The organism is Streptomyces sp. NPDC031210 (genome assembly GCF_055570395.1).
In genome coordinates this window covers 304,480-329,507 of the sequence record NZ_JBVIHH010000005.1, presented here as the reverse complement: position 1 = coordinate 329,507, position 25,028 = coordinate 304,480, and the positions used below count along the sequence as shown (strand labels likewise).

At 70.1% G+C, this 25,028-nt stretch carries 19 protein-coding genes and 2 pseudogenes; 7 read left to right on the top strand and 14 right to left on the bottom strand.

Translation table 11 applies throughout. The features are described from left to right. Window positions 1–64: 64 nt before the first annotated feature. Complete coding sequence (locus ACZ45Z_RS12805) at window positions 65–322, bottom strand: hypothetical protein (RefSeq protein ID WP_468360590.1); 258 nt, start codon at window positions 320–322, stop codon at window positions 65–67. A 284-nt stretch (window positions 323–606) separates the two neighbouring features. On the opposite strand from ACZ45Z_RS12805, the gene ACZ45Z_RS12800 reads away from it, so the two are divergent. Continuing rightward, window positions 607–1,728, top strand: a complete 1,122-nt coding sequence (locus ACZ45Z_RS12800) for an ADP-ribosylglycohydrolase family protein (protein WP_468360587.1) — start codon at window positions 607–609, stop codon at window positions 1,726–1,728. A 109-nt stretch (window positions 1,729–1,837) separates the two neighbouring features. Here ACZ45Z_RS12800 and ACZ45Z_RS12795 read toward each other — a convergent pair whose 3' ends face one another. Together ACZ45Z_RS12795 and ACZ45Z_RS12790 are read right to left on the bottom strand one after the other, a co-directional pair. After that, the gene (locus ACZ45Z_RS12795) at window positions 1,838–2,623 is read right to left on the bottom strand and encodes an SDR family oxidoreductase (protein WP_468360584.1); all 786 of its coding nucleotides are present in this window, start codon (window positions 2,621–2,623) and stop codon (window positions 1,838–1,840) included. Window positions 2,624–2,825: 202 nt separating this feature from the next. Continuing rightward, window positions 2,826–4,079 carry an aminotransferase-like domain-containing protein gene (locus ACZ45Z_RS12790; RefSeq protein WP_468360581.1) on the bottom strand — a complete coding sequence of 418 codons (1,254 nt, stop codon included), beginning with the start codon at window positions 4,077–4,079 and terminating at the stop codon, window positions 2,826–2,828. A gap of 183 nt (window positions 4,080–4,262) precedes the next feature. Here ACZ45Z_RS12790 and ACZ45Z_RS12785 point away from each other — a divergent pair, with 183 nt between their 5' ends. Then, the gene (locus ACZ45Z_RS12785) at window positions 4,263–5,204 is read left to right on the top strand and encodes a hypothetical protein (protein WP_468360579.1); all 942 of its coding nucleotides are present in this window, start codon (window positions 4,263–4,265) and stop codon (window positions 5,202–5,204) included. A gap of 215 nt (window positions 5,205–5,419) precedes the next feature. On the opposite strand, the gene ACZ45Z_RS12780 is transcribed toward ACZ45Z_RS12785, so the two are convergent. The 3 genes from ACZ45Z_RS12780 to ACZ45Z_RS12770 form a co-directional block, all read right to left on the bottom strand. Further along, window positions 5,420–5,629 carry a DUF397 domain-containing protein gene (locus ACZ45Z_RS12780; protein WP_468360809.1) on the bottom strand — a complete coding sequence of 70 codons (210 nt, stop codon included), beginning with the start codon at window positions 5,627–5,629 and terminating at the stop codon, window positions 5,420–5,422. A 296-nt stretch (window positions 5,630–5,925) separates the two neighbouring features. Beyond that, the gene (locus ACZ45Z_RS12775) at window positions 5,926–6,792 is read right to left on the bottom strand and encodes a helix-turn-helix domain-containing protein (RefSeq protein WP_468360577.1); all 867 of its coding nucleotides are present in this window, start codon (window positions 6,790–6,792) and stop codon (window positions 5,926–5,928) included. A 450-nt stretch (window positions 6,793–7,242) separates the two neighbouring features. Beyond that, window positions 7,243–8,022, bottom strand: a complete 780-nt coding sequence (locus tag ACZ45Z_RS12770) for a GOLPH3/VPS74 family protein (RefSeq protein WP_468360574.1) — start codon at window positions 8,020–8,022, stop codon at window positions 7,243–7,245. 238 nt (window positions 8,023–8,260) lie between these two features. On the opposite strand from ACZ45Z_RS12770, the gene ACZ45Z_RS12765 reads away from it, so the two are divergent. Further along, window positions 8,261–11,146, top strand: coding sequence for a D-alanyl-D-alanine carboxypeptidase (locus tag ACZ45Z_RS12765; RefSeq protein WP_468360571.1), 2,886 nt, complete (start codon window positions 8,261–8,263; stop codon window positions 11,144–11,146). 312 nt (window positions 11,147–11,458) lie between these two features. After that, entirely contained in the window at window positions 11,459–12,940 is a 1,482-nt protein-coding gene (locus tag ACZ45Z_RS12760; RefSeq protein WP_468360806.1) for a glycosyltransferase family 39 protein, read from the top strand. Between the two features lie 137 nt (window positions 12,941–13,077). On the opposite strand, the gene ACZ45Z_RS12755 is transcribed toward ACZ45Z_RS12760, so the two are convergent. Continuing rightward, window positions 13,078–13,419 (bottom strand): hypothetical protein, encoded by a 342-nt coding sequence (locus ACZ45Z_RS12755; RefSeq protein ID WP_468360568.1) that lies wholly within the window; start codon window positions 13,417–13,419, stop codon window positions 13,078–13,080. Between the two features lie 474 nt (window positions 13,420–13,893). Here ACZ45Z_RS12755 and ACZ45Z_RS12750 point away from each other — a divergent pair, with 474 nt between their 5' ends. Together ACZ45Z_RS12750 and ACZ45Z_RS12745 are read left to right on the top strand one after the other, a co-directional pair. Continuing rightward, entirely contained in the window at window positions 13,894–14,685 is a 792-nt protein-coding gene (locus tag ACZ45Z_RS12750; RefSeq protein WP_468360565.1) for a hypothetical protein, read from the top strand. Beyond that, the gene (locus ACZ45Z_RS12745; RefSeq protein WP_468360562.1) at window positions 14,682–15,956 is read left to right on the top strand and encodes a sensor histidine kinase; all 1,275 of its coding nucleotides are present in this window, start codon (window positions 14,682–14,684) and stop codon (window positions 15,954–15,956) included. Before ACZ45Z_RS12750 ends, ACZ45Z_RS12745 begins: the two co-directional genes overlap by 4 nt. 81 nt (window positions 15,957–16,037) lie before the next feature. On the opposite strand, the gene recQ is transcribed toward ACZ45Z_RS12745, so the two are convergent. The 4 genes and pseudogenes from recQ to ACZ45Z_RS12725 form a co-directional block, all read right to left on the bottom strand. After that, complete coding sequence (gene recQ, locus ACZ45Z_RS12740) at window positions 16,038–18,239, bottom strand: DNA helicase RecQ (RefSeq protein WP_468360559.1); 2,202 nt, start codon at window positions 18,237–18,239, stop codon at window positions 16,038–16,040. Between the two features lie 873 nt (window positions 18,240–19,112). Beyond that, window positions 19,113–19,412: pseudogene (locus ACZ45Z_RS12735) on the bottom strand (transposase); the annotation flags it as partial. 200 nt (window positions 19,413–19,612) lie between these two features. Then, window positions 19,613–20,047: a nuclear transport factor 2 family protein gene (locus ACZ45Z_RS12730; RefSeq protein ID WP_468360556.1), complete on the bottom strand. Its 435-nt coding sequence runs from the start codon at window positions 20,045–20,047 to the stop codon at window positions 19,613–19,615. A gap of 65 nt (window positions 20,048–20,112) precedes the next feature. Beyond that, window positions 20,113–21,039 (bottom strand): zinc-binding dehydrogenase, encoded by a 927-nt coding sequence (locus tag ACZ45Z_RS12725; protein WP_468360553.1) that lies wholly within the window; start codon window positions 21,037–21,039, stop codon window positions 20,113–20,115. Window positions 21,040–21,193: 154 nt separating this feature from the next. On the opposite strand from ACZ45Z_RS12725, the gene ACZ45Z_RS12720 reads away from it, so the two are divergent. Beyond that, window positions 21,194–22,168: a LysR family transcriptional regulator gene (locus ACZ45Z_RS12720; protein WP_468360550.1), complete on the top strand. Its 975-nt coding sequence runs from the start codon at window positions 21,194–21,196 to the stop codon at window positions 22,166–22,168. Between the two features lie 222 nt (window positions 22,169–22,390). Here the strand turns inward: ACZ45Z_RS12720 and ACZ45Z_RS12715 are convergent. The 3 genes and pseudogenes from ACZ45Z_RS12715 to ACZ45Z_RS12705 all read right to left on the bottom strand — a co-directional run. Next, window positions 22,391–22,566 (bottom strand): annotated as a pseudogene (locus ACZ45Z_RS12715) (IS1380 family transposase); the annotation flags it as partial. A gap of 702 nt (window positions 22,567–23,268) precedes the next feature. Next, on the bottom strand, window positions 23,269–23,724 hold the full coding sequence (locus tag ACZ45Z_RS12710; protein WP_468360547.1) for a hypothetical protein: 456 nt from the start codon (window positions 23,722–23,724) through the stop codon (window positions 23,269–23,271). After that, on the bottom strand, window positions 23,708–24,838 hold the full coding sequence (locus ACZ45Z_RS12705; protein WP_468360544.1) for a hypothetical protein: 1,131 nt from the start codon (window positions 24,836–24,838) through the stop codon (window positions 23,708–23,710). Before ACZ45Z_RS12705 ends, ACZ45Z_RS12710 begins: the two co-directional genes overlap by 17 nt. Between the last annotated feature and the right edge of the window lie 190 nt (window positions 24,839–25,028).

Below are 25,028 nucleotides of genomic sequence, written 5' to 3'. Positions count from 1 at the left end.
GACCACGGCCGCGGGCCGGCCTGATCCGAAGAACACGTCCCTGGCCCTCCCCCTGGCCCTCCCCCTAGTCCTCCCCTTCGTACTCCGCCTCGTGCTGCAGGATGCACTGCTGCCACTGCGACAGCGCCTCCGCGCGGTCGCCCCCGCTGTCCAGCGCGGCGGCGATCAGCGCGTCGGCGGCCATCGCGGCCAGCCGGACGGCGATGTGGCAGACATCGCGCTGGGGGAGAGGCCGGAGGAGTTCCACCGCGCCGTCGCTGTCGCCGGAGAGGGCGGAGGCGACGACGGCCATGGTGGTGCGATCCCACTCGTACTCGGACATGGGGGGAGCATGCCCAGTGGGCGCCGTCGCCACTATCGAATGTGCGCGCGTGTGCGGCGGCGCGGCGGAGACGGTTCCGCCCCGTGCGCGGACCGGATGTGCCGGGAAAAAGCGGCCAACCGGAGAAAGGCGTCAGACGGGACGCGCACCGGTCAAAAGCCGCCCGCCGGTCCACTGTTCACAATACGATCCGGGCCTGAAATTGATCAATCCCGGTCGATTACAGTGCTGCGCCAGGGGAGTCCACAAGGCCCCGGGACGTTGTGAGCTTCTGGAGGGGCGCAGTGAGCGCGACGGCAGGCAACACCGCCATCTGGGGCCGCGCCGAACAGCAGGACTTCCGCAGCCGGGTGCGCGGCTGCCTGCTCGGCGGCGCGATCGGCGACGCGCTCGGCGCGGGCATCGAGTTCGACTCGCTCGACGCGATCCGCCAGGCGCACGGCCAGGAGGGCGTCACGGACTTCGTGCCGGCCTACGGGCGGCGCGGCGCGGTCACCGACGACACCCAGATGACCCTGTTCACCGTGGACGGCCTGATACGGGCGCAGGTCCGCCGCGACACCGGCGCCTGGCACCCGCCCACCGACGTGCACCGCGCCTACCTGCGCTGGGCCGCCACCCAGCGCGACTGGGGCCCGGACGAGCGGAAGAAGGACGACGGCTGGCTCGCCCGCCAGGAGTGGCTGTACGCGCGGCGGGCGCCCGGCAGGGCCTGCCTGAGCGGGCTCGGCGACGAGGTGATGGGCACCCTCGACAAGCCCAAGAACCCCGACTCCAAGGGATGCGGCGCGGTGATGCGCTCCGCGCCGTTCGGCCTGCTCGTCGGCTGGGAGCCGCAGCTCGTCTTCCAGCTCGCCGCCGAGTGCGCCGCACAGACCCACGGCCACCCCACCGGCTATCTGGCCGCCGGCGCCTTCGCCGTCATCAGCCACGCCCTGGCGCGCGGCGACGACCTCGACGGCGCCGTCCAGAAGGCGCTGGTCCACCTGGCCACCCGCCCCGGCCACGAGGAGACCACCGACGCCCTCAAGCGCGCCCTGGGAGCCGTACGGCAGGGAATGCCGACGCCGGCCCGGGTGGAGTCGCTGGGGGAGGGCTGGACGGCGGAGGAGGCCCTCGCGATCGGCGTGTACTGCGCGCTGGTCGCCGAGGACATCCGGCACGGGCTGCTGCTCGCCGTCAACCACGGCGGCGACAGCGATTCCACCGGCGCGATCTGCGGCAACCTGCTGGGCACGCTGCACGGCGAGACGGCGCTGCCGCCGGTCTGGCTGGTCGAGCTGGAGGGCCGGGACACGATCCTGCAGCTCGCCGACGACTTCGCCATGGAGATGACGCAGGGCCCCGCGCTGCACGGCCCGGCCGGCTCCGCACCGGGCTGGCTGGCCCGCTACCCGCGCGCCTGACCCGGCGATCGTCCTCACCGAAGGGGGCCGTCACCGGGAGCCGTCACCCGTAGTCCTCACCGGGAGTCCTCACCGGGAGTCCTCACCTGGGGCCGCTCACCGCCGCCGGTCAGCGCATCAGCTCGCCCGCGTTGACCAGGAGTGACTGGCCCGTGATGGCGCGTGCCCGGTCGGAGGCCAGGAAGACCGCCGCCTCCGCCACGTCGGCGTCCGTCGCCAGATCGGGCAGCGCCATCCGTTCGGTCAGCCGGCCCCGCACCTCCGACTCGGTCACCCCCTCGCTCCGCGCCGTGAACCGTACGTACGCCTCCACCGGCGGGCCCCACATCCAGCCCGGCTGCACGGTATTGACCCGTATCCGGTCCGGCCCCAGCTCGCGCGCCAGGGAGTACATCGCCGAAACCAGCCCGCCCTTGGACGCCGCGTACGCCGCCTGCCACACCTGCGAGGGGGCGGCGACCGACGACTGGGTGCCGATCATCACCACCGACCCGCCGCCGCGCGCGGTGAGCGAGGGCAGGCAGGCGCGGGTCATCCGCAGCGTTCCGAGGAGATTGACGTCGACCACCTCGCGCCAGGTGTCGAAGTCGGCATCCCGCAGGCCCCCGAAGACCGAGTCGAGCGCGGCGACGTGGATCACCGCGTCGATGCCCCCGAAGCGCTCCACGGCGAGGGCGGCCAGCGCCTCGCACTGCGCCTCGTCCCCGATGTCGGTGACCCGCCAGGTCGTACGCTCCCCCGACGGGTCGATCCGCGCCGCCGACCCGGCGAGACGCTCCCGCGTGCGCGCCCCCAGCACCACCGCCGCGCCGTCGCGCACACAGGCCGCCGCGATGCGATGGCCGAGCCCGGCCCCGACACCCGAGACGACGACGGTCTTGTTCCGCAGCGGCATGGAGGCCCTCCTGGGGCGGGTCCGGCGGGTCCGACGGGTCCGACGGGTCCGGCGAGTCCGGCGAGTCCGAGCACCCTGACGGACGCCGAGCGTTCTGACGGTTCGTCAGGTTACGTGCGGGCCGGCGGGAAAACCAGACCGGGGGCGTCCATTGAGCCCCGGGGGTCTTCGGCCGTCCCGCCGTCCCTTCGCTCCGCCCGCCTCAGTCCCGCCGCCCCGCGCCCCGCCGCCCCGCTCCCCGCTGCCCCGCGCCCCGCAGCGCCGTCGCCAGCCGCGTCAGGCCCTCGCGGATCTCGTCCGGGGAGTGCGTCACGAACGACAGCCGGGCGGCCGCGGTGTCCGGCGGGCCGGCGAAGAACGGCGCGCCGGGGACGTACGCGACGTCATGCCGCACGACCTCGGGCAGCAGCTCCGTCGTGTCGTAGCCGTCCGGCAGTCGCACCCACGCGAACATCCCGCCCTCCGGGCGGTTCCACCGCGCGCCCTCGGGCAGCGCCGCGGCCAGCCCGTCCACCAGCGCGTTCCGCCGCTCGCGGTAGGCGTCACGCACCCGCGTCAGATGGGCGTCCAGATCCGCGACGGCCAAGTACCGCGCCGCGGCGGCCTGGTCGACGGTCGACGTGTGCAGGTCGGCGGCCTGCTTGGCGACCGTGCAGGCGCGCCGCAGCGCCGCCGGAGCCCGCAGCCAGCCCAGTCGCAGCCCCGGCGCCATCACCTTCGAGAACGAACCGAGCAGCGCCGTACGGTCCTCGGCGCCCGGGAGGGACGCGATCCACGGCTGCGGCTCGCCCTCGAAACGCAGCTCGCCGTACGGGTCGTCCTCCGCGATCCACAACCCCCGCCGGGCGGCCACCTCGGCCACCGCCGCCCGCCGCTCCGCGGGCAGCGTCCGGCCGGTCGGATTCTGGAACGTCGGCACGAGGTAGAGCAGCTTGGGTCGCTCCCGCGCGGCGATCTCGTCCAGCGCGGCCGGGTCCAGCCCCTGGTCGTCGGTCGGCACCGGCACCACCCGGGCGCCGGCGAAGGAGAATATCTGGAGCGCCGCGAGGTAGCAGGGATCTTCGACGAGCACCACGTCGCCCGGCTCCAGCAGCGCGGTGGCCAGCAACGACAGGCCCTGCTGGGAGCCGGTCGTCACGATCAGGTCGTCGGCCGTGGTGGGCAGCCCGCGCGCCGCGGTGCGCGCCGCGACGGCCGCGCGCAGCGCCGGATCGCCCTCGCTCGTGGAGTACTGCAACGCCCGCCGAGGATTGTCGGTGAGCACATGCTGGAAGGCGGCCGCCATGCCCGGCGCGTCGAACAGCTCCGGGGCGGGCAGGCCGCCGGCGAACGAGATGACCTCGGGGCGGGCGGTCAGCGCCAGGATGTCGCGTACGGGCGAGCTGCCGGTCCGCGCCGCGCGCGCGGCGAGCGGGGGGACGGGGGCGGCGGTATCGGCAAAGGTCGCATCCGGCATGGCGGCTCCAATCGCTCGGGGTCTGCGTTAACCGTCGTTAGCTGCAGATGGCAGGGAGCTTAAGCGGGCCGGGGCCCGGTGCACACTCCTGCCCGCATGATGAACCGCCCCACCGCACCGCGAGCCGCCCCACCCGTGCCGCACCCCTCCCTTTCTGACGTCACGTCAGCTAGACCTCTCCCCATGACCGAAGACGAAGGCCAAGACGAAGGCCAAGACGAAGGCCAAGACGAAGGCCGCGACAACGGCCAAGGTGTGGGCCAAGGTGCGGGCCAGGGCGCACGCCAAGACGAGGGCACCGGCAGCGCCCGCTACGCCGACCTGGCGGCCACCGGCCCCTACGGCGTGCACCCCGGACACGCGCTGATCACCATGGTCGAGCCGCACCCGGGTCACGAACGCGCCTACAACCGCTGGTACGAGGACGACCACTACATCGTCGGCGCGATGGCGATGCCCTGGATCTTCGCCGGCCGCCGCTGGGTCGCCACCCGAGATCTCCAACTCCTGCGCTACCCGGCCGACTCCGCCGTGGCCCGGCCGGTCACCACCGGCTGCTACCTCTCCACCTACTGGATCACCGAAGGCCGCTACGACGAGCACATGAAGTGGACCGTCGCCATCAACAAGCGCCTCAACCGGGACGGCCGCGTCCACCACGCGCGCACGCACGTCTTCACCGCCTTCCAGGACCACGTGGCGACGGTCTACCGGGACGGCGCGGCGGGCCCGCGCGATTTCCACGCGCTGGACCATCCGTACGCCGGGCTGGTCCTGGAGGTGATCGACGCGGACGGCCCCGAGCGCCGGTCCGCACTGGCCGAGTGGCTGCGCACCCGCCACCTGCCGCGACGGCTGGCGGGCTCACCGGCGGCGATGGTCACCGTCTTCAGGCCGACGCCCCTGCCGGGCGACCGGATGACGTACGTGAAGCAGGTCGAGGGCGTCGATACGCGGCTGACGCTGCTGTGGTTCCTCCAGGAGGACCCGAGGGACGCGTGGGAGCCGCATTTCACCGGCCGCGCGGCCGGGGTCGCCGAGTCGGGGCTCGGGCGGGTGGAACTCGTCGCGCCGTTCGTGCCCACCGTCCCCGGAACGGACCGCTACGTGGCCGAACTCCGGTAGTGCGTGCGGGAGGAGGCGAGCGGGGGCGAGGGGTGGGGCAGGGGGCGGGCATGGCCGAGCCCCCTCGGCCGGGACGGCGATCCAGTCGAGAGGGCTCGTTTCTGCGGTGCGGTCACACGGGCCGCGGCGCCGCGAAGGGCGGCTGCGGCGGCGCGGCGGCGGCTCCGGCACGCCGCCGGTCCCGTCGCACCGCGGACCGCGGTCGAGGAGGTCGGCTACGGAGCGTCGTACGAACCGCCGGCGACGCCCGACACGAAGCTGCTCCAGGCGGAGTTGTCGAACGTGAGCCGCGGACCGTCGGGGTCCTTGGAGTCGCGCACCGCGATGGCCGCGGTGGTCGGCACGGCGATCTCCACGCACGCGCCGTTGCCACCGGAGTACGACGACTTCGTCCAGGTAAACGCTGAATTGGGCTGGATGACCATGTTCACTCCGACTCACTCTGAGTTGCCGCGGATTCGGTAGTGCTGACGCTACGCGCCAACATCACCTGGCACAGGGGCCGTTCACCCGTCCGAATGGCATATTCCTTGATCTCTTTCCAAGGAACTCGGCGCAGGTGTACCGTGCGATCCCTCCACACGGAATCAGTCATTCCGCCACTACTCTTCGGCCACTCGGTGAGCATTCAACAATTACTGTCGACTGCTCCTGACCGCCGAGCGACCACCCGGTGACCCGTCGGTGACCCCGCAGTCATCCCCCCTCACTCAATCACCGCTCAGCCCATCTCATCCGCGTGCGTCTTCGCCGCCGCGGCGATGAACTCCCGGCTCTGGTCCGCGTTCAGCGCCTGGGCGCGCAGATGCTCGTACATGATCGTGTACTTGTGCACGTCGTTGGTCTTCTCCAGATACAGATCACTGGTGACGCCCTCGATGTACACGACGCTGGAGTCGGACGCGTCGTCGAATTCGAGGATGGAGAACGTCCCCGACATCCCGGCGTGCGCACCCGTGTCGTACGGCAGCACCTGCACCGTGACATGCGGGAGCTGGCTGACCTCCACGAGGTGGTCCAACTGCTCCCGCATGATCAGGTGGCTGCCGACCACCCGCCGCAGCGCGCTCTCGTCCAGCACCACCCACAGCCGGAGCGGCCGGTCGGGATCATTGACCCGCTCCTGGCGCCGCATCCGGACCTGGATGCGCTTCTCCAACTGCTCGGGCGCCAGCTCGGGGACCGTGCCGGGGATGACCGCCTCGGCGTACCCCGGCGTCTGGAGCAGGCCCGGCACCAGCAGCGATTCGTAGACCCGCAGCGAGGCCGCTTCGGTCTCCAGGCCGATGTAGACGCTGTACGGAATGTCGCCGAACGCGTGCCACCAGCCTTGCTGCCGCGAATCCTTGGCCATCTGCATCAGCGAATCGACTATGCGGTGGTCCTCGACCTCATAGACCCCGCACAGGTCGCGGACATCGCGCTGGCTGATGCTGCGGCGGCCGTTCTCCAGCCGGCTGATCTTCGACTGGGACACGAGCAGACGCTCGGCCACCTCTTCCGCCGTCATGCCCTTGAGCTCCCGGAGCCTGCGCAGCTCCTGGCCCAACCGGCGTCGTCTGACGGTGGGATTGACATTGGACGCCACGGGACGTGCACCTCCGGCTCCGTACTGCTGTCGTTTCCTGTTCAGCAGACTGCCACTCCGGGTCGACGCCGCGCAGTGAAATGCACACAGAAGGCGAGCGAGCATGCGCGCGGGGTGGCGGTCGGCCGTCGTCGAGGACAGCCGCCCGCCACCCCGCGCTCTCTTGCCGTGGCTCCCGAACGGGACACTGGGACGGTGACGCGCGCGCGATGCGCGTGTGGCGCCCGAGCTCGCGTTCGGGGGTGCGGTGGTGTTTCTGCGGTGCTGGTGGTTCTGGTGGTTCTGGTGGGGCTGGTGGTGCTGTGGTGTCTTGCGTGTGGGGCGTGCTTCTTACGTCCGGCTCCGGACGCGTCCGACTCCTACGCGTGCGGCTCCTACGCGTCCGACTCCGTTACACGTGCGGCTCCTTGCGCGTCCGGCTTCTTGCGTCCGGTGGTGCGGTGGCGTAGGTCAGCGGGCGCCGACGCGCGCCATGCTGCCGTGCCGGTGCCGCGACTGGACCGGCATGCCCGCCGGTTCCGACGTGGCCCGGACCGCGGGCTGCCTGACGGGTGCCGGGACCGCGCCCGGTGCCGCTCCGGCGGCCTGCGTACGCCTCGGCTGGACCGCGGCGCCGTTCTGGACATCCATGACGGCGTGTGCGACCAGCCCGCCCATCGGGTCGTGCCGGATCAGATCCCGAAGACGCGAGCGCGATGAACGCCCCTCGTTGCCGGGGTAGAGATGCTTGCCGAGTCCGACCGCATGGGCCAGCGCGGCGAGCGCCGCGGTCCGCGGGTCCGGTGGTACGCCGGTGCGGATCGCGTTGTCCAGCCGGGCCCTGATTTCCCGGCTGATGGCCGACTCCGTCGCTTGGTAGCGCGTCGTCGGCAGTACCCCGCACATCTGTCCGGCCACGGCATGCACCATGCCGCACCGCTCCAGGTGCGTGAGATACGTCTGGCGCAGCCCCAGTCGGGGCCCGCCGATCCAGTGGACCGCGCGCACCGGACTGCCGCGTCGGCGCAGCAGTTCGAGCGCGGAGTCCAGAGTCGGATCTCCTGTCGGCCGTGGCATCACCACGGCGATACGATCCCCGTCTGGGGCTATCCGTCCTGCCAGAGCCAGCTCTACTAGCTGGGCCCCGGCCAGGCCGAGGTCGAGCGACTGCGGCTGCGCTGTGGTGCCCGTGGCCGGGTCCAAAGCGAGCAGCAGAAGCTCCTCCGGAATTGTTCTGCGGCTCCTGCCCATCCATGCCTCCCCGCGTGGATGAATGACAGGGTGACCCCTCTCACATTCATCTGTCGAGGGTGCGTGGGGGGTTCGGTAGGGAACCGGTAGGTATGTCGTTCTCGTCTAGCACGTCGGCGACAACATCCGCGGGGTGCGGCACGTACTGGTTCGCGTGGCGGCGAGGTGGCGCCACGCGGACACAGGACACTTGGGAACACTGGGCCAGGCAGCAGTGCGACGTATGAAGGAGACATCGGTGGCGGGCGAGTCCCCCGACAAGTCGGACAAGAAGCAGTCGTCGGGGAAGCCGGCGCGGAGCGAACGCGATCCGCGCCTGACGGTCCTCCGCGAGGAGCCGGCCGAACCGGCGAAGAAGCCGGCGTCCGAACGCCCGGCCACCAAGCCGACGTCCGAGACCGCGAAGGCGGAGCCGGCGAAGGGCCGGGGGGCCGCTGAGGCCGGGTCGGAGACGGGCGAGGAGTCCGTGAAGGCCGGGTCGGAGACGGGCCGGGAGTCCGTGAAGGACGAGACCGAGACGAGCCGGGGCTCCGTGAAGGACGCCGAGCCGTCCGGGGAGTCCGAGCCGTCCGGGGAGTCCGGGGAGGCGGAGAAGGCCGAGGCGGGGGACGAGGAGGCCGAAGCGGGGGCCGAGGGCTCCGGGGGTGGCGACGACCGCCTGCGGGCGGCGGTGGCCGCCTGGGTCGCGCGTACGGACGACGAGGACGCTCCGGCGGACGAGGCTGCGGATTCGCGCTCGGCGGCGACATCGGGTTCGGGAGCCGACGACGAGACCGGTGCCGAGGGCGAGGCCGGAGCCGATGCCGATGCCGCTGCCGGTGCGGGCTCCGAGGCCGAGGATGAGACCCGCGCCGACGCCACGTCGGACGCGAAGGCCGAGCCCAAGCCGGACGCCAAGGCCGACTCCGTGCCTGCCCCTGCCTCTGTCCCCGACTCCGAGTCTGACGCCGAGTCCGACTCGGCCTCCGAGCCTGACTCCGCCTCCGAGTCTGAGGCGAAGGCCGCGCCCAAGGTCGTGGATCAGCCGACCGCCGTGTTCAAGACGGTCGGCGCCGGGCCGCAGAAGGCCAAAGCCGACGACGAGAGCAGCGCCAAGGACGGGGCCCAGGACGGCCCCAAGGACGACGGGGACGACGCCGAGGCCGCCGACGCGCAGCCCGTAGACGACGCCACCCGCGCGTTCACGATTGCGAAGCTCAAGGGGAAGGGTGCGGCGGACCGACCCGTCGACCAGCCGACCACCGCGTTCAAGGTCACCCCGCCGGCCGCCAAGAGCACCCCGAAAGCCGATAAGGCCGAGAAGGCCCCGCAGGTCGACGACGGCTCGAAGGCCGACGACGCCCCCAAGGCCACCGACGGCGCCAAGAGCGAGTCCGGTGCGAAGGCCGCCCCCAAGCCCGGGGACAAGTCCGGCGCCAAGCCCGAGAACGAAGCCGACAAGCCCGAGAACAAGGCCGACGCCAAGGCCGACGCCAAGTCCGGCGCCGCCAAGGACGCGGCCAAGCCCCGCGGTGCCGAGCGGGACGTCGAGCGGACCAGTCAGTTCGTCGCGCTGAAGTCCACGGACGCCGGTGCGGCGGAGAAGTCGCTCGGCAAGACGGCGGACCGTACGCCCGCCAGGACGCCCACCCGGCCGTCCGGCAAGCCCGCCGCGGCGCCACTGCCCGCCGAGTCCAAGCCCACCAGCCCCGCGAAGCCCACCACGCCCCCCGCGGCCACGGGAGCGACGGCCGCCAGGGGAGCCACCGCCGGTACCGGTGCCGACGCCCCCGCCCGCCCCCAGACGGAGCCCGGCGCGCTGCCCGAGTCCGAGCGCACCCGGCAGGAACCGCTGCCGCCGCTCGACCTGCTGGCGCAGCTCACCAACACCCCGCCGCCGCCCGAGACCCCGCTGCGGGTGGCCGTACGCCGCTTCAAGATCTGGACCCCGCTGGTGGTGCTGCTGGGGATCATCTTCGTGGTCGTCCAGTCGGTGCGACCGCTGCCCGCGCCCGAGCTGGCCGTCGGTTCGTCGACCGCCTTCACCTTCAAGGGCGGCAAGCTCTCCGTGCCGTGGCCGGACCAGGGCCAGTCCGCGGTGGAGGTCGTGGGCGTCGGCCGCATGGGTACGTCGGGCCAGGCCAAGCCGGTGCCGACCGCGAGCGTCGCGAAGGCGATGACCGCCTATGTGATCCTGCGCGATCATCCGCTCAAGAAGGGCCAGAAGGGCGAGACGATCACGATCGACGCGGAGGCCGAGGCGGACTCGAAGAGGAAGGACGAGTCGCGGGTGCCGCTCACGGCGGGGCAGCGGTTCAACGAGTACCAGATGTTGCAGATGCTCATGATCCCGTCCGGCAACAACGCCGCCCGCCAGCTCGCTCGTTGGGACTCCACCACCGAGGACGCGTTCGTGAAGAAGATGAACGCCGCCGCGAAGAAGCTGGGGATGACCAAGACGACGTACACCGACCCCAGCGGCCTGGACAAGGCGACCGTGAGCACCGCGGTCGACCAGCTCAAGCTCGCTGAAGAGGTGATGAAGAACGACGCCTTCCGTGAGGTCGTCCGCACGGAGAACGTCCAGATCGAGGGCCTGCCGGTCCGGCTCTACAACAACAACAGCCTGCTGACGACGATGTCCGGCGAGGTGAGCGGCATCAAGACCGGGTCGAGTTCGGCGGCCGGCGGCGCGTTCATGTGGTCCAGCTACCGCACCGTCGGCGGCAAGGACCAACTGCTGCTCGGCGTGACGATGGATCAGCGCACCAACAGCCCCGACCCCAACGCGCACCTCAAGCTGGCCCTGGAGAACACCTCCAAGGTCATCAGCGCGGCGCGCGACGCCCTGGTGTCGGACACCGTGGTGAAGAAGGGGCAGGTCGTCGGTTACGTGGACGACGGGCTCGGCGGTCAGACCCCGGTCGTCGCGACCAAGGACCTGTCGGCCGCCGGCTGGGCCGGGCTGAAGGCGACCTTCTCGATGAGTGACGGCGGCAAGCCCCTTCCGCACACGGCCAAGGCCGGCACCAAGGTCGGCATGCTGACGGTCGGCAACGGCGAGAGCCGGCAGAAGGTGGCGGTGGTCCTCCAGAAGGACTTGGTCGAGCCGACCTTCGGAGCGAAGCTGACGCGCATCGGTTGATCGATTGATCGGTCGATTGATCGGTCGGTCGGTTGACTGAACGGTTGGCCGGTCGGTCGATCGGCCGGCCAACCGGTCGACTGTGAGGGCACGGCTCCGGGGACGGCGGCGGGCACGTATCCGCCCCCGCCCGGAGCCAACACCTCTTCCCTCTCCACCTCTTCCCTCCCGACCTCTTACGTTCCGTTCTTACGTTCCGTCCCGTCCCGTGCGTGACCGGAGTCCGTCATCGACGTAGTGCAAGGACACAAGACGTTCGCGCCTTCCCCGGCCGCCCGAAGCACCTGGGCGGCGCGGAGCGCGGTGGTGCTGATGCCCTCCGGGCTGATGCTGGTCCTGGGCGCGTGGGGCGTCCGTCGGCAGGACGCCATATGGCGGGACGAGGCCGTCACCTACGACATGGCCCACCGGGCCCTGGGCGACCTGTGGCCCACGCTTCAGCACGTCGACGTCGTACACGGCCTGTACTACGCGTTGATACACCTCTGGTTCGTCGTCTACGGCGCCACTCTCGACGGCCTCTTCGGCGACATGGTCGGCCTGCGGCTGCCGTCCGTGGCCGCCATAACGGCCGCCGCCGCGGGGGTCGCCCTCCTGGGGCAGCGCCTGGCGGGGCGCCGGGCGGGACTCTTCGCCGGCGTCACCCTCGCGCTGGTACCGGTGGTGCAGCAGTACGCGCAGGAAGGACGCTCGTACGCGATGGTCTGCGCGCTGGTCGTATGGTCCACGTACCTGCTGGTCCTGGCCTCCGCCCGCCCGCGCCGAAAACTGTGGCTCGGCTACACCGCGCTCATGCTGTGCGCCTGCCTGCTCCACGAATTCGCCGCGCTTGCGCTACCCGCCCACGGTGCCGCGCTGGTCCTGGCCCGGTTGCCGCGCCGCGTCCTGCGTTCCTGGGCCCTCGCCTGCGTCACCGTCTTCGCCGCTCTGGCGCCGCTCGCGGTGTTCAGCATCCGGCAGTCCGCGCAGATCGGCTGGCTGATGTGGCCCGATCCGGTGCAGCTCCTCACCTTCGCCGTCCTCGCCCTCCTCGGCATCGCCTGCGCCCGGATCCCGATGGGCTCCCGCGGCCCGATCGGCCTGCGCCCCCTCGCACTCGCCCTGCTCCTCCTCCCCACCCTGCTCCTGCTCCTCCTCTCCCACGTCGAACCCGCCTACGTCGATCGCTACGTCCTCTACTACGTGACGGGTTTCGCGCTGCTCGCCGGCGCCGCGCTCGCCCGGCTGCTGCGCCCGGCCGGCGAGGGCGGCCAGACCCGCGGCCGACGGCTGCGGCGGACGGTGGCGCTGGCGGTCGCCGTGGCGGCGCTGGTACCCGTCAACGTCCATCTGCGCAGCCCCGACAGCCGGGTCGACGACGTCACCGCGGTCGCCGAGGCCGTACGCGAGGTGGCGGCACCCGGTGACGGCCTGCTCTTCATGCCGGCCCGGCGACGGATCTGGAGCGCGGTCGATCCGGACGCGTTCCACGGGCTGCGCGATCTCGCCCTGGCCCGGAGCCCGTTGGCCTCGCACACCCTTTACGGCACCGAGCGGTCCGGCGACGCGATCCGGGACCGGATGCTCACCGCGCGCCGGATCGTCGTCGCCGGCGACCCCGAAGGCCAGCCGATCGACGGCAACGATCAGGAAATCGCCAAACGCGCCACGCTGCGGGATGCGTTCGAGGTCTGCGGCGGACGCGAGGTCCGGGGCGCCCGGGTCGTGGTGTACGGGCGGGCGGGGGATTGTGGGGGAGGGGGCGGTGGGGCCGGCCCGGCCGGCGGTGCCGGCCCGTCGGGCGGAGGTCAGTGAGAGGAGGCGGGGGCGGGTGCGCCGCGCTGTCTCCTCGCGGGGGCCTCGGTCAGGTCCGCTGGGTCAGCAGGTCCGCTGGGTCAGCAGGTCCGCTCGGCCAGGCTCGCCAGTCATGACCGCTCGTCGTCTCGGCTCGATCAGGCTCGCTGCGCGCCGCCGTCCTGTCGCGACCGGGCCGCCGCCATGGCCACTCCGGCCGTACGGGACGTGCCGTCCCCCTGGCGCCGCCGGTGTACGGCGACGCCCGCGCCCACGGCACCCAGCGCACCCGCGCCCCCGATGAGCCCGGCCTTCGGCAGATGGCCGGCCTTCTCGGCGAGCCCGGCCAGCCCGTTGTCGGGCAGCATGATCGAGGTCCGGCCGCCCGTGGGCGCGGTGGAATCGGCGGCGAAGGCGGCGCCCGCGGGAAGCAGCAGGACGGCCAGGGCACCGGCGGCGACGGTGGCGGTGCGGATCACGGAGCGGCGCTGGGCCCGCATGGGTACTCCTCGTCGTGGGCGGCTCGGGCCGCCATGGGTGCGGCGCGGTGCGGTACGGCGTGGACGGTGCCGTACGGCGCGATGCGCTGCGGGGCAGAAGTGCGGAAGTGCTGTATGGAGCTGTCGTGTCGGCGAGCGGCTCCTGGCGCCCGGTCGGGGCAGCGGCCGCTGACAAGCTGACGTCCCGAACGCTACGGAGTCTCCTTAACGGCGATCCGTACGTTGTGTAACAGTCACCAAGATCTCTGGGGACATTCCTGTGACGGTTACGGCGCGGAGCGGGGTTCCGGAGCGCGCCTCCCCCTGCCCCCGCCGCCGGAATGGCCGTCCCAGAGAGTCCCCACCACCCCACCTTGGGTAACTTGGTCACCCTATGTCCCTCTAGGTGTATGTATACAAGCCCCTACTACATGTACCTCCTCCATCTACCTATAGGTGGGGGCAGGCGGCGAAGACGGCGAAGGCGGTGACGGCATGCGGCAACGGCGGACCCGGACGGCTCTGACCACCATCCTGACCGCTCTCGCCGCACTGGCCCCGCTCGCCCTCGTCTCCGGATGCGCGGGCCTGGAGGGGCTCAAGAACGAGGGCCGGGCCAGGGACGTCAAGGCGCCGCTCGCCCTGTGGCCCGAGTATTCGCCCGCCCCGCTCAGCCGGGACGAGAATCCGTCCGCCGTCCAGCCCCTGCCGGACCTCCCGCGCGTCGCCGACGGCAAGATGACGGCCGCGGACCCGCTCGCCGTCCTCAACGCCGACATGCGAGCGGAGGGGCGCCGCCCGCCCGACCCAAAAACGGTACGCCGCCCCGACCTCCACGACCTCACCGACGACGGCAAACCCGACCTGATCACCGTCGTCGACGTCGATCCGCGCACCAGTGAACTGCGCGTCTACAGCGTTCGGAAGCAGATCGTCACCCGCGTACTGGCGCTGCGCGGCGTCCTGGCCGGCGTCGAGCTGGCGGCCGGGCACCTCGCGGTCCGCGAGCCCACCAAGGACCCGCGCTACGTCAGCGTCACCGACTACGTCTGGGACGGCGACTCGATGGCCCTGTGGGACCTCACCCTCGACGACGCCCGCAAGTCCCCCACCCCGACGGCCAACAGCCGCACAAGCCCGTCCCCGTCACCGTCCCGATCCGTATCCCCATCACCATCGCCAACTCCACCACCATCCCCATCGCCATCCCCATCGCCATCCCTATCCCCATCCCCGTCACCGGTCGGCCGCACGAGCCCGTCGCCCGCAGCCGGCAGCCGCCCATGAAGCGCCCGGCCGTATCCCTCCGCTGGAAGATCGCGCTGACCGTGACGGCGGTCTGCTGCGCGGTCGCCGCCGTCCTCGGCGTCCTCGTCCACAACGCGGTGGCGCGCCAGACCGTCGGCCAGGTCCGCAAGGAGGCCCGCGCGGACCTCGACACCGCGCTGGACCTCTTCGAGTACGGAACCTCCCGCGAAGGCATCAACTCCGTCCTCGACCCGCCCGAACTCCCCGAGCCGCTGCACAGGTTGGCGCGCGCCGGGCGGCGCGGCAGCATGGTCGGGACGTATCGCGGGCGGCCGGTGATGTGGGCGGCGGCGCCCGCGGACGGCAAGGTCATGGCCGTCTGGTCGCCGTACGGCAACACCCGCCGCTCCCTGGAGATGTTCGATACGGCCATCCTCGGCTCGGCCATCCTCGCCGCCACCGCCGTCGCGCTCGCCGGACTGTTCCTCGCCCAGCGCATCAGCCGCCGGCTGACCGCCACCGCGGCCGTGGCCCGCCGGATCACCGCCGGGGACCTGGACGCACGGGTCGGCGACACCACGGACCAGCGGCCGGGCCGCAGGCCGGCGGGCCAGGACGAGGTCGCGGCGGTGGCCGCGGCGCTCGATTCGGTGGCCGGTTCCCTGCAGAGCCGCCTCCAGGTCGAGCAGCGCTTCACCGCCGATGTCGCCCACGAACTGCGCACCCCGCTCACCGGCATCCTGGCGTCGGCCGAACTGCTCCCGGAGGGCCGCCCCAAGGAGATGATCAACGACCGGCTGCGGGCGCTGCACCGGCTCACCGAGGATCTCCTCGAAATCTCCCGCCTCGACTCCGGCGCCGAACACGCCGACCTGGCCGCCTACGAACTCGGCGCCCTGGTCGAACGCTCCGTACGCGCCACCGGCCTCGACACGGAGGTACGGATCGTCGCCCGCACGGTCGTCGACACCGACCAGCGCCGTCTCGACCGCATCGTCGCCAACCTCGTCCTCAACGCGCACCGGCACGGAGCGCCCCCGGTCGTGGTCACCGTGGACGCGCCACCCGGCGCCGGCCCGACCGTGGAGGTACGCGACCACGGGCCCGGCTACCCCGACGAACTGCTCCACCACGGCCCCCAGCGCTTCCGCACCGACGCCCCCGGCCGCGGCAAGGGCCACGGCCTCGGCCTGACCATCGCCGTCGGCCAGGCCGCCGTCCTCGGCATCGACCTGACCTTCACGAACGCCCCCGACGGCGGCGCCCGCGCCCTCCTCCGCCTACCCCCACCGGCCTCCCCGCCGACCTAGGCGCGGGTCGCGCCCAGGCCCCTGCCCCGGGCTCCGCCCGGCCCACCGGCCTACCTGACGCGCCCTCGCCCCCTCGGCCCCTCACCAATCAATCACTTCCTCCCCCGCCCCACCCTCCTCAGGCTCCGGCTCGTACTGCTCCTCCTCCGGCGGCTCCTCGACAGCCGCCGCCCCCGCACCAGCCGTCCGGCCACGCACCGGCCGGCGGCCACCCCTCGCAGCCCCCGCCCCACTCGCAGGACCGGTGCTGCCGACCGGCACGGGCTGGTCCCCCGCCCCGCCGACCCCGGTGCGGGCATCAGCGTCAGCAACCCCGTGCCCGGCCCCGGCACCGGCCCCGGCCCCGGCACCAGCAGTCCCGACCCCGGCGCCGACCCCCTCACCGGGGCCCCCGTCCTCATCCCCGTCTCCGTCCCTCCCCGCCAGCACATCCAGAATCTGCTGCCCGTACTTCGCGAGCTTGTTCTCGCCGACACCGTTGACCGTCCCCAGCTCTGCCGTCGTCGCCGGCCGGGCCGTGGCGATCTCCCGGAGCGTCGCGTCGTGGAAGATCACGTACGCGGGCACGCCCTGCTCCTTGGCCGTACGGCCACGCCAGGCGCGCAACGCCTCGAAGACCGGCAGCGCCTCCTCGGGCAGATCCACCGGCACCGCACGCTTGCCCTTGGCCTTGACCTTCGCCGCCCGCGCGGCCTTCTCCGGCTCGCGCCGCATCGGCACCTCGCGCTGCCCGCGCAGCACCTCACCACTGGCCTCCGTAAGCACCAGCGTGCCGTAATCACCCTCGACGGCGAGCAACCCCTGGGCGAGCAACTGCCGCACCACGCCCCGCCATTCGGCCTCCCGCAGATCCTCCCCGATCCCGAAGACGCTCAGCCCGTCGTGATCGAACTGAATGACCTTGGCGGTCTTGCGCCCCATCAGGATGTCGATGATCTGCCCCGCCCCGAACTTCTGCCCCCGCTCGCGCTGCAACCGCACGATCGTGGACAGGAGCTTCTGCGCGGCCACCGTGCCGTCCCAGGTCTGCGGCGGCGCCAGGCACGTATCGCAGTTGCCGCACGCCGCGCTCTCCTGCCCGAAGTACGCCAGCAGCCGCACCCGCCGGCACTGCACCGTCTCGCAGAGCGCCAGCATCGCGTCCAGATGGGCGGACAACCGCCGCCGGTGCGCGTCGTCCCCCTCCGACCCGTCGATCATCTTCCGCTGCTGCACCACATTCTGGAGCCCGTACGCCAGCCAGGCGGTCGACGGCAGCCCGTCACGGCCCGCTCGCCCGGTCTCCTGGTAATAGCCCTCCACGGACTTCGGCAGATCCAGATGCGCCACGAACCGCACGTCGGGCTTGTCGATCCCCATCCCGAACGCGATCGTGGCGACGACGACCATGCCGTCCTCCCGCAGGAACCGCGACTGGTGCTCGGCACGCGTCCGCGCGTCCAGCCCCGCGTGGTACGGCAGCGCGTCGACACCGTTCTCCACCAGGAACTGCGCGGTCTTCTCCACGGAGGCGCGCGAGAGGCAGTAGACGATGCCCGCGTCCCCGGGATGCTCGGTGCGCAGCAGCTCCAGCAGTTGCCGCTTCGGCTCGTTCTTCGCCGCGATGCGGTACTGGATGTTGGGCCGGTCGAAGCTCGCCACGAAATGGCGGGCGTCCTCCATCCGCAGCCGCGAGGTGATCTCGCGGTGGGTGGCATCGGTCGCGGTGGCGGTCAGCGCGATGCGCGGCACCTCGGGCCAGCGCTCGTGCAGCATGGACAGTGCCAGATAGTCCGGCCGAAAGTCGTGCCCCCACTGCGCCACACAGTGGGCCTCGTCGATCGCGAAGAGCGAGATCTTCCCACGGTCCAGCAGGTCCAGCGTCTGCGCGACCCGCAACCGCTCGGGCGCCAGATACAGCAGGTCCAGCTCCCCGGAGAGGAACTCCGCCTCGACCAGCCGCCGCTCCTCCATGTCCTGCGTGGAGTTCAGGAACCCGGCCCGCACCCCGAGCGCCCGCAACGCGTCGACCTGGTCCTGCATCAACGCGATGAGCGGCGACACCACCACCCCCACACCGCTCCGCACCAGCGAGGGAATCTGATAACAGAGGGACTTCCCGCCACCGGTCGGCATCAGGACAACCGCGTCCCCGCCCCCTATGACGTGCTCGATGATCTCCTGCTGACTGCCGCGGAACGCGTCATAGCCGAACACCCGGCGCAGGACCTGCACCGCCTCGCTCGCGTCTGCCGCGCCTTCCACAACCATGTCCTCGACCACTTCCACGTCCGCCAGAGCCATCCCAGAAGCGTACGAGCTCCCGCACCCCTCCCGCTGACCCTGTGGATAACCCCACCCACAGCCGGCCATCCGCCACCTCCCCAGACGCCCCGGCACTTCCCACCCTCCACGCCCCTGACGTGCCTACACACGCCCCTGACGTGCGTACGTCTCATCGAGCGGGCTTCCCTCTCATCGAGCGGAAGGTGAATGCGGCTGGGCGGGGTACGACCCCGAACCCGAAGGCCACGGCAGCCGGGACCCCGCCCCCGGCCGATGCGAGCAGCGGCGGCAGCCCGGTGGCGTAAGACCAGGCTGCTGCCGGTTCACGTAAAAGACCCCGGAACATGGTGCGTCCGGGGTCTTTCCTGCTGGTGCCCCCGGCAGGATTCGAACCTGCGACACCCGCTTCAGGAGCATGATCATTAGATCATCCATCTTTCTTGCTCCGTCTTGATGAATGACCGTTTGTGCAGGTCAGCGGTGCGGTGGAGCGAATCCAAGGCGAGGGCTTTAGTGATCCTTCCCGGGCCTTCTTCATCCTCATGTTCCCACCACGTTCCCAGCCGGGGGCCTGGGAACGACGTTGCGGGTGAGTGGTCGAGCTTCCGTCAAGGGCGGGCTGACGATGCGTTCAGGTGGGCACCGCAGATCTTTGGAGGGGACGCGAACTCGATTTCCTGAGCGCGGGGTTGAGCCCGTGGCCGTTTCCACAGGTCAGCCGTGTAGCGCCAGCTCATCGCCCCGGGTCGTCGATCGCGTGTCTCTTCGTGCGTGTTCTCGTAGCAGTGTCTCTACGATGGGGCACCGCTACCTCCCCGCCGCACGGCGTCGCCCTGGTCTGTCGAACTTAACCTCGATCTTTCGTGAGGGGTCCGACAGCTTGCTGACGGACCCTCTTTCGGGGAGGGCATCAAGCGGGGCGAGGGCGCTGGTGATCTCGTCGGTCCAGGGCCAGGGTTTTGGCAGGCGGAGGATGCGGCGGCGGCCGGTGGTGACGAGCTGGGTCGGCGGCGGAGAACAGCCGCAGTCGCAGGCGGCGAGGCTCCCACCGGCGGGCGGCGCCGGTCAGCGCGAGCATGGGCATCCAGGCCGGCAGGTCCGAGCGATCTGGACGATCTCCAGCCGGATCTGGTTCTGTGCGGCGTCGTGGAGGGGCAGGTCGCACAGGCCGCTGGCGCGTGCGGCACGGATGGGGCCCCGGCAGGAGCTGCAGTCAATGACCGGTGCCGGCAAGGGAGCCCAGCCCTTCTCGCTGCGTGCACGGGCGAATCACAGCCGGACCGACACCGTCATCGTGCCCTTGGCGAAGACCCAGGGGTTCGTCCAGGCCGTCCTCGACGTTGCGGAGCACGAGGGACTCGAACCACGAGCCGGGACCGATCCGGTCCGGCTCAGCGCCCGGCGTCTGCGGATCGGCCTTCGGGGAACAGCACCGCGGCGACATGGTGCGTGTCCGCGTACTCCCGCACCGACGTGATCTTTCCGTCCCGGACGGTGAAGACCGCCGCGCACCGGTTGTCGTAAGTCTCCCCGGTGGCCGCGGTGGCCTTCGACGTCCACTCCGCCAGCACCTGGTCGCCGTCGGCGAAGGCGTTGACGAGCTCGATGACGATCGGCGCGGAGGCGTCCAGGTACCGGCCCATTCCGCCGAGGAAGTCGTTGATGATCACGTCGCGGCCCTCCCAGAGCCGCGAGATCGGCAAGCTGCCCGGATAGAGCCAGGTGGCGTCCTCGGCGAAGCTTTCCCGGATCAGCTCGGCGTCCCCGTCGCGGACGGCTTCGACGTAGCGGACGACGACGGTCTTGGGGTCGGTGACGGCGCTCATTCCGGTTCTCCTCGTTCGTTGATCAAGTAAAGCTGTCGGCGGCGGGCGGCCAGGTGGCCAGGTGGTCAGGCGACGGTGAGGACAGCATTGCCGCGGACGGCCCGGTCGCGCAGCCGGTCCAGGACCTCGGCGGTTTCGGTCCAGTCCGCGGCCAGACCGATCTCGGGGTGCAGGCGCCCAGTCGCGACCAGCCGGACCAGGGTCTTGAGATCCTCGCCGTAGGTCGTGTCGGAATCGGCGTAGTGGAAGTGGCGTATGGTCGCCGACTCCGGGCCGCTGAAGAAATCGAAGAAGTCCAGCGTGACCGGCTGCCGGCCGGCCTGGCCGAACCAGATCAGCGTGCCGCGGCGGGCCAGCTTGGCCAGGGCGGTCGGCAGGTTCGCGCCGCCGGTGGATTCCAGGACGACATCGAAGGACCCGCGGGCCGCGGCGACGTCCTGCACGATTTCGGCGGCGCCCAGGTCGAGCAGCCGACGCCCGCGCTCCGGCGATCCGGTAACCGCAGTGATCTCGGCGCCGGCGGCCGCGGCGAGCTCGACGAAGTAGTGCCCGACACCACCAGAGGCTCCGGTGATCAGGATCCTGCGGCAGATGCCGTCTGCCGCGCCCACCACACGCAGCAGGCGCAGCGCGGTCAGCCCGGCCAGCGGCAGTGCCGCGGCCGTCACGCTCGGGACGGCGTCGGGGATCTCGGCCAGCGAGTGTGTGGGGATCGCGACGTACTCGGCCCAGCCGCCCATCGGCGGGTGGGCCACGACCCGGCGGCCGACCGCCGGGCCCGAGCCGTCGGCGGCTGCCTGGACCACAAGCCCCGCCACGTCCTTGCCGGGACGCCAGTTCGGCTGCGGGTTCTCCAACTGGAAGGTCTCGCCCCGGTTGACCGAGAACGCCTCCACCTTCACCAGCACCTCGTCCGGCCGGAGCACCGGCTGCGCGACCGACCCGAGCTCGACCGACGGGCCGGGGCGACCGGTGGCGACGAACGCCTTCATCAGGGTTCTTCCTCTCTTCGCTTCGCCGACCGCTCCTTTGTCGGCGACTTGTCGGCGACCGGCTGTGGATCAAGGAAACCGCCCATGCCTGAGGCCGGTCCAACAACCGGACGGAGGGTTTGACAACCAACGGTGGTCCGCCAAGGTGGAGGACGTGGATCTTGACCTCGCGCGGGTGCGCGCCTTCCTCGCGGCCGCCGACCGGCTGCACTTCGGGCAAGCCGCCGAACAGCTCTCACTGAGTCAGCAGGCGGTCTCCAAGCGGATCGCCCGCCTGGAGAACGAACTGGGGGTGCCGCTGTTCCTGCGCAGCAAGCACGCCGTCGAGCTGACGGAGGCCGGGCGCCGGTTCCTGGAGCCCGCCCGGCAGGCCCTCTCCGCGGGCGACCGCGCCGTGGTGGCCGCCCGGCACGCGCAGCGGCCGCTGCGCATCGACTTCTGGGGCCACCTGTTCGCCCCGATGCGGACCCTGCGCCAGGTCATCGACCACGTCCCGGGCCTCGCCACCGAGACCGGGCCGGGCCGGGACCTGCCCGGCGTCCTCGACGCGCTCCTCCGATCGGCAACCGACGTCGGCTTCGGCCGGATCCATGCGCTCGGCGACGCGCGGGACACCGAATACACCCACCGGCTGGTCCGGCTCGAACCGGTCGACATCGTCGTTGCGGCCGGACACCCGCTCGCCGACCGCTCCGCGGCGCGTCCCGGCGAGTTGCGGTCGAGCGTCCTGTGGTGCCCCGCCGCCCTGGACCGGCTCGACTTCCTCACGCGCTTCGCAGAGCACTTCGGCATCACCACCGAATCGGGGTCGGCGAACCTCGGCATCGACCACCTCCTGGACCAGATCGCTGCCGAACCTCGACGGTTCTCGCTGATCCCGGCCGACCTGACGCTGCCGGACCACACGCGGGTCCGGTGCGTCCCGCTCGTCGACCCGACACCGCTGTACGCGTGGTCGCTGATGTGGCGGGGAGCCGACGCGCATCCGGGTGTGGAGCAGCTGGTGCGCGCGTTCACGGAGGTCGGCGGCCGCAGCCGCTGGCTGGAATACCGCCCGGGTCGGGACTGGCTGCCGGCCGCCGACTTCGAGGACTTCGGATCGGTCCGCGGTGGCGTCGGCGGACCCTGACGCTTCGGCGCCGGCCGGCAGGTAAAGTGCCGCGCGGCAGATGGATCATCGAACAGCTTGCCCAAGGGGCGAAGTCGGCCCCGCCGCCCCGGGTGGCCACTGTCGCAGTCGACCTGCTCGGCACCGGATACGCACTCACCGGACTGACCACCGTCCCGGACGCTACCCTGGTGGAGATCGTGGACCAGGCGTCACCGCCCCCTGTTGCTGCATCCCTCGCTTCTGCATCCCCTCTGGCCAGTCCCTGAGGCAGTTGGCGTCGAGTTCGGCGGCCCATGCGCCGTTGCGGATCTCACCGTCGGTTCGACGGTCGGCGTCGGCGGGCTGGACGGGTCCTTCGGAACGGCGGCGTGGATGGCGTCGGTGATGGTCATGCCGACCAAGTACGACAGCAACCGCCGCGGGCCGACAGTCACTTGACGAACACAACACACGAGGGCGTTATCCCTAAGACCCATGCCGGCAAGCGCGCCGGCGGCGAGAACCGTTCTCCGCCCAACCGCTGCTGGTCATCCAGGACATCGGCTCTCCCACCCGTACCCTGTCACGCTGCCCACTGGTGCCTTGAACGGGGGAAGTCCGGTTTGTGATCATAAGCGTTCCGGCCCTGGCCTGCAGCCGCCTCGACGGTCTCTATACACGCTGACCGATGGCGCAAGAGCAACGCCGGAACCTTCCGTTACGTCGGGGCGCAGCCCACGCAGCCCACCCCTTGAAAAGTTTCCCGCACCAAGCGATTCGTTCGAAAATGCCCGAGTTATCCGCTGCTCTGTTCCCAGGGTGTTTCCATCGAGCGTAAAAAAGACCCTCCGCAACCTCCGCGGAGGGTCCATGCGCCCTCTGACCTGCAATTTTCCAGTGCCCCCGGCAGGATTCGAACCTGCGACACCCACTTTAGGAGTTCGACCGGACATCCCTCATACCTGCTCGCAGCATGGGGAACAATGCCACTGGGGGCCGCTCGGTACTGTTTCTGCCCGCCGTCGTTGATGTCAGACGTGGATGTCAGGCTGCCCCTCGATGCGATGCGAACCATCGGAACGACGGTCGCTGATGCATGCTCGCCTGGCCAGCCGCTCGTCGGGTAAGTAACGGAAGGCTTAGCCTTCCTCGACTTCAGCCCGGTAGGCCCACCCGTAGCCCGAAGATTCATCGCGCAAAAATCCGCCCAGCTTCTTGCGGCGGTTCCCGCTTTTCACGGACCTGAAATCTATGTAAGCATGCCCGGGTGGGAGGTCGTCTTCCTGTTCAACTGCGGAGTCATCAACTACGCGAAGTCCGAACGTCGTCACATTTGCGACGGCAACAGCTTTTGTGCCAGATGCCTTAAGTGCAAGGGTGTTCACGTAGTACTCAAATGACTGCCGTGCTGTAACTATGGAGCTACGATTGACTGACAGCTCGCCTTGGTCTTTTTCTGTTGGCGTGAAAGCTTGGCCCGACACTTGCCCGTCGTGAACGAACGCTGGATTTATTTGTCGCCATAGCTTCTCGTTGGCATCATCTAGCTCTACCTCGCCTGCACGAAGATGCTCGAATTCACCTGGAGTAGCCATTTACCCCCCCATGAATGAAAGTGGCAGCTTCCTCAAGTTGGTGCCAGGCGTATATGGCCTCTTCCTCGCTGTCATCTTTCTTCGAGAACGAGTAGAGTCTAATTTTTTCATCTCGATCGATTTCGGCGATTACCTCGCCGCGACTGAAAGTCCATTCGAATTGAACTCCCCCCTTTTCCGTGGGGAAAATTGACGGCCGCTCGATCCCGGCGTAGAGGCACTCCAATAGAAGCGACTCTGCCTCGCGTAGGACGTGTCGCAAGATCACATCCCCAGAGCCCTCCAGCCATCCGCTTTCGAGTTGTGAGAGCTCTTTTAGTCTTTCCGACCAGTCCGTTGGCAGTACGGGCTCGACGCTGAGCACGTCTTGAATCTCCATGATTTCTTCGGACATTGATTGAATCGCGACCGCATTAAGCGCCACAGTCGGGGCCATGGTTGAAAGATCCAGGTATTGTTTTAGGTCAGAAACTACGTCGTCATCTGAGAAATGACCGGTTACGCCTCGCCCATTCGATAGGCGAAACTTGAAGACCCCTTCATCTGTGTATAGCCCGGTAACCTGGCCCACTACGAGGGTTTCAACCTCGAACCTGTCGAGGCGTGCTCGTTCTTGCAAAGTGCGTCGGATTGATTGAGAGTAGACCGCTGCGTTACTTGTGCCCTTGTCGAACTCGATCAATTCTTTTTCTTGCAGGCTGCGGCCAAACCTTGCAAACTCGCGCAGTGCCGGAGAAGGGAATTTTGTAGGAATTGACCGGCCCTCGGAAACTTCTCGAAGAGTCTCCTGGATCAGTAGGCGTGCTTCGTCGAAAATTCCACTAGTCTCGTCATCGAATATCCCCGAGTCCGCACTCACGCCTCTCGCAACTTCGAGAACCGGCATTACGCTCCCCTCCCGGACTTCTGCTAGTCGGAGGGAGAATGAGGAGGCAAATCCTCTAGGGACGCGGTGGCGAGCAACGTGACGCTGCTTATAAATGCCCCTCGCTACATCAACTACGAGACGTTCGTAGCGGGCAAATTCGGACAGAACTTCGACCGGCAAACCGTGCTGTTCGTAACGGCCGCCGCGCAGATGCCATGATCCAAAAGAGCGCCTCTCGATCCCCATGTCACCACCCTAGCGAGATTCAGGTCTTGGTCGATCAGTGTCTTAATGGTGACACGGATGCATAGTTACAGCCAGTGTTGTGTCGTACACAGCTTTCGCGGTGCTGCATCCAGCGGGTCGACCAGTTGCTGAGGTCGGCGGAGCGGGTTTGGCCGGTGGCCTGCCCGGTTTGGGGTCGAGCATGATCAGG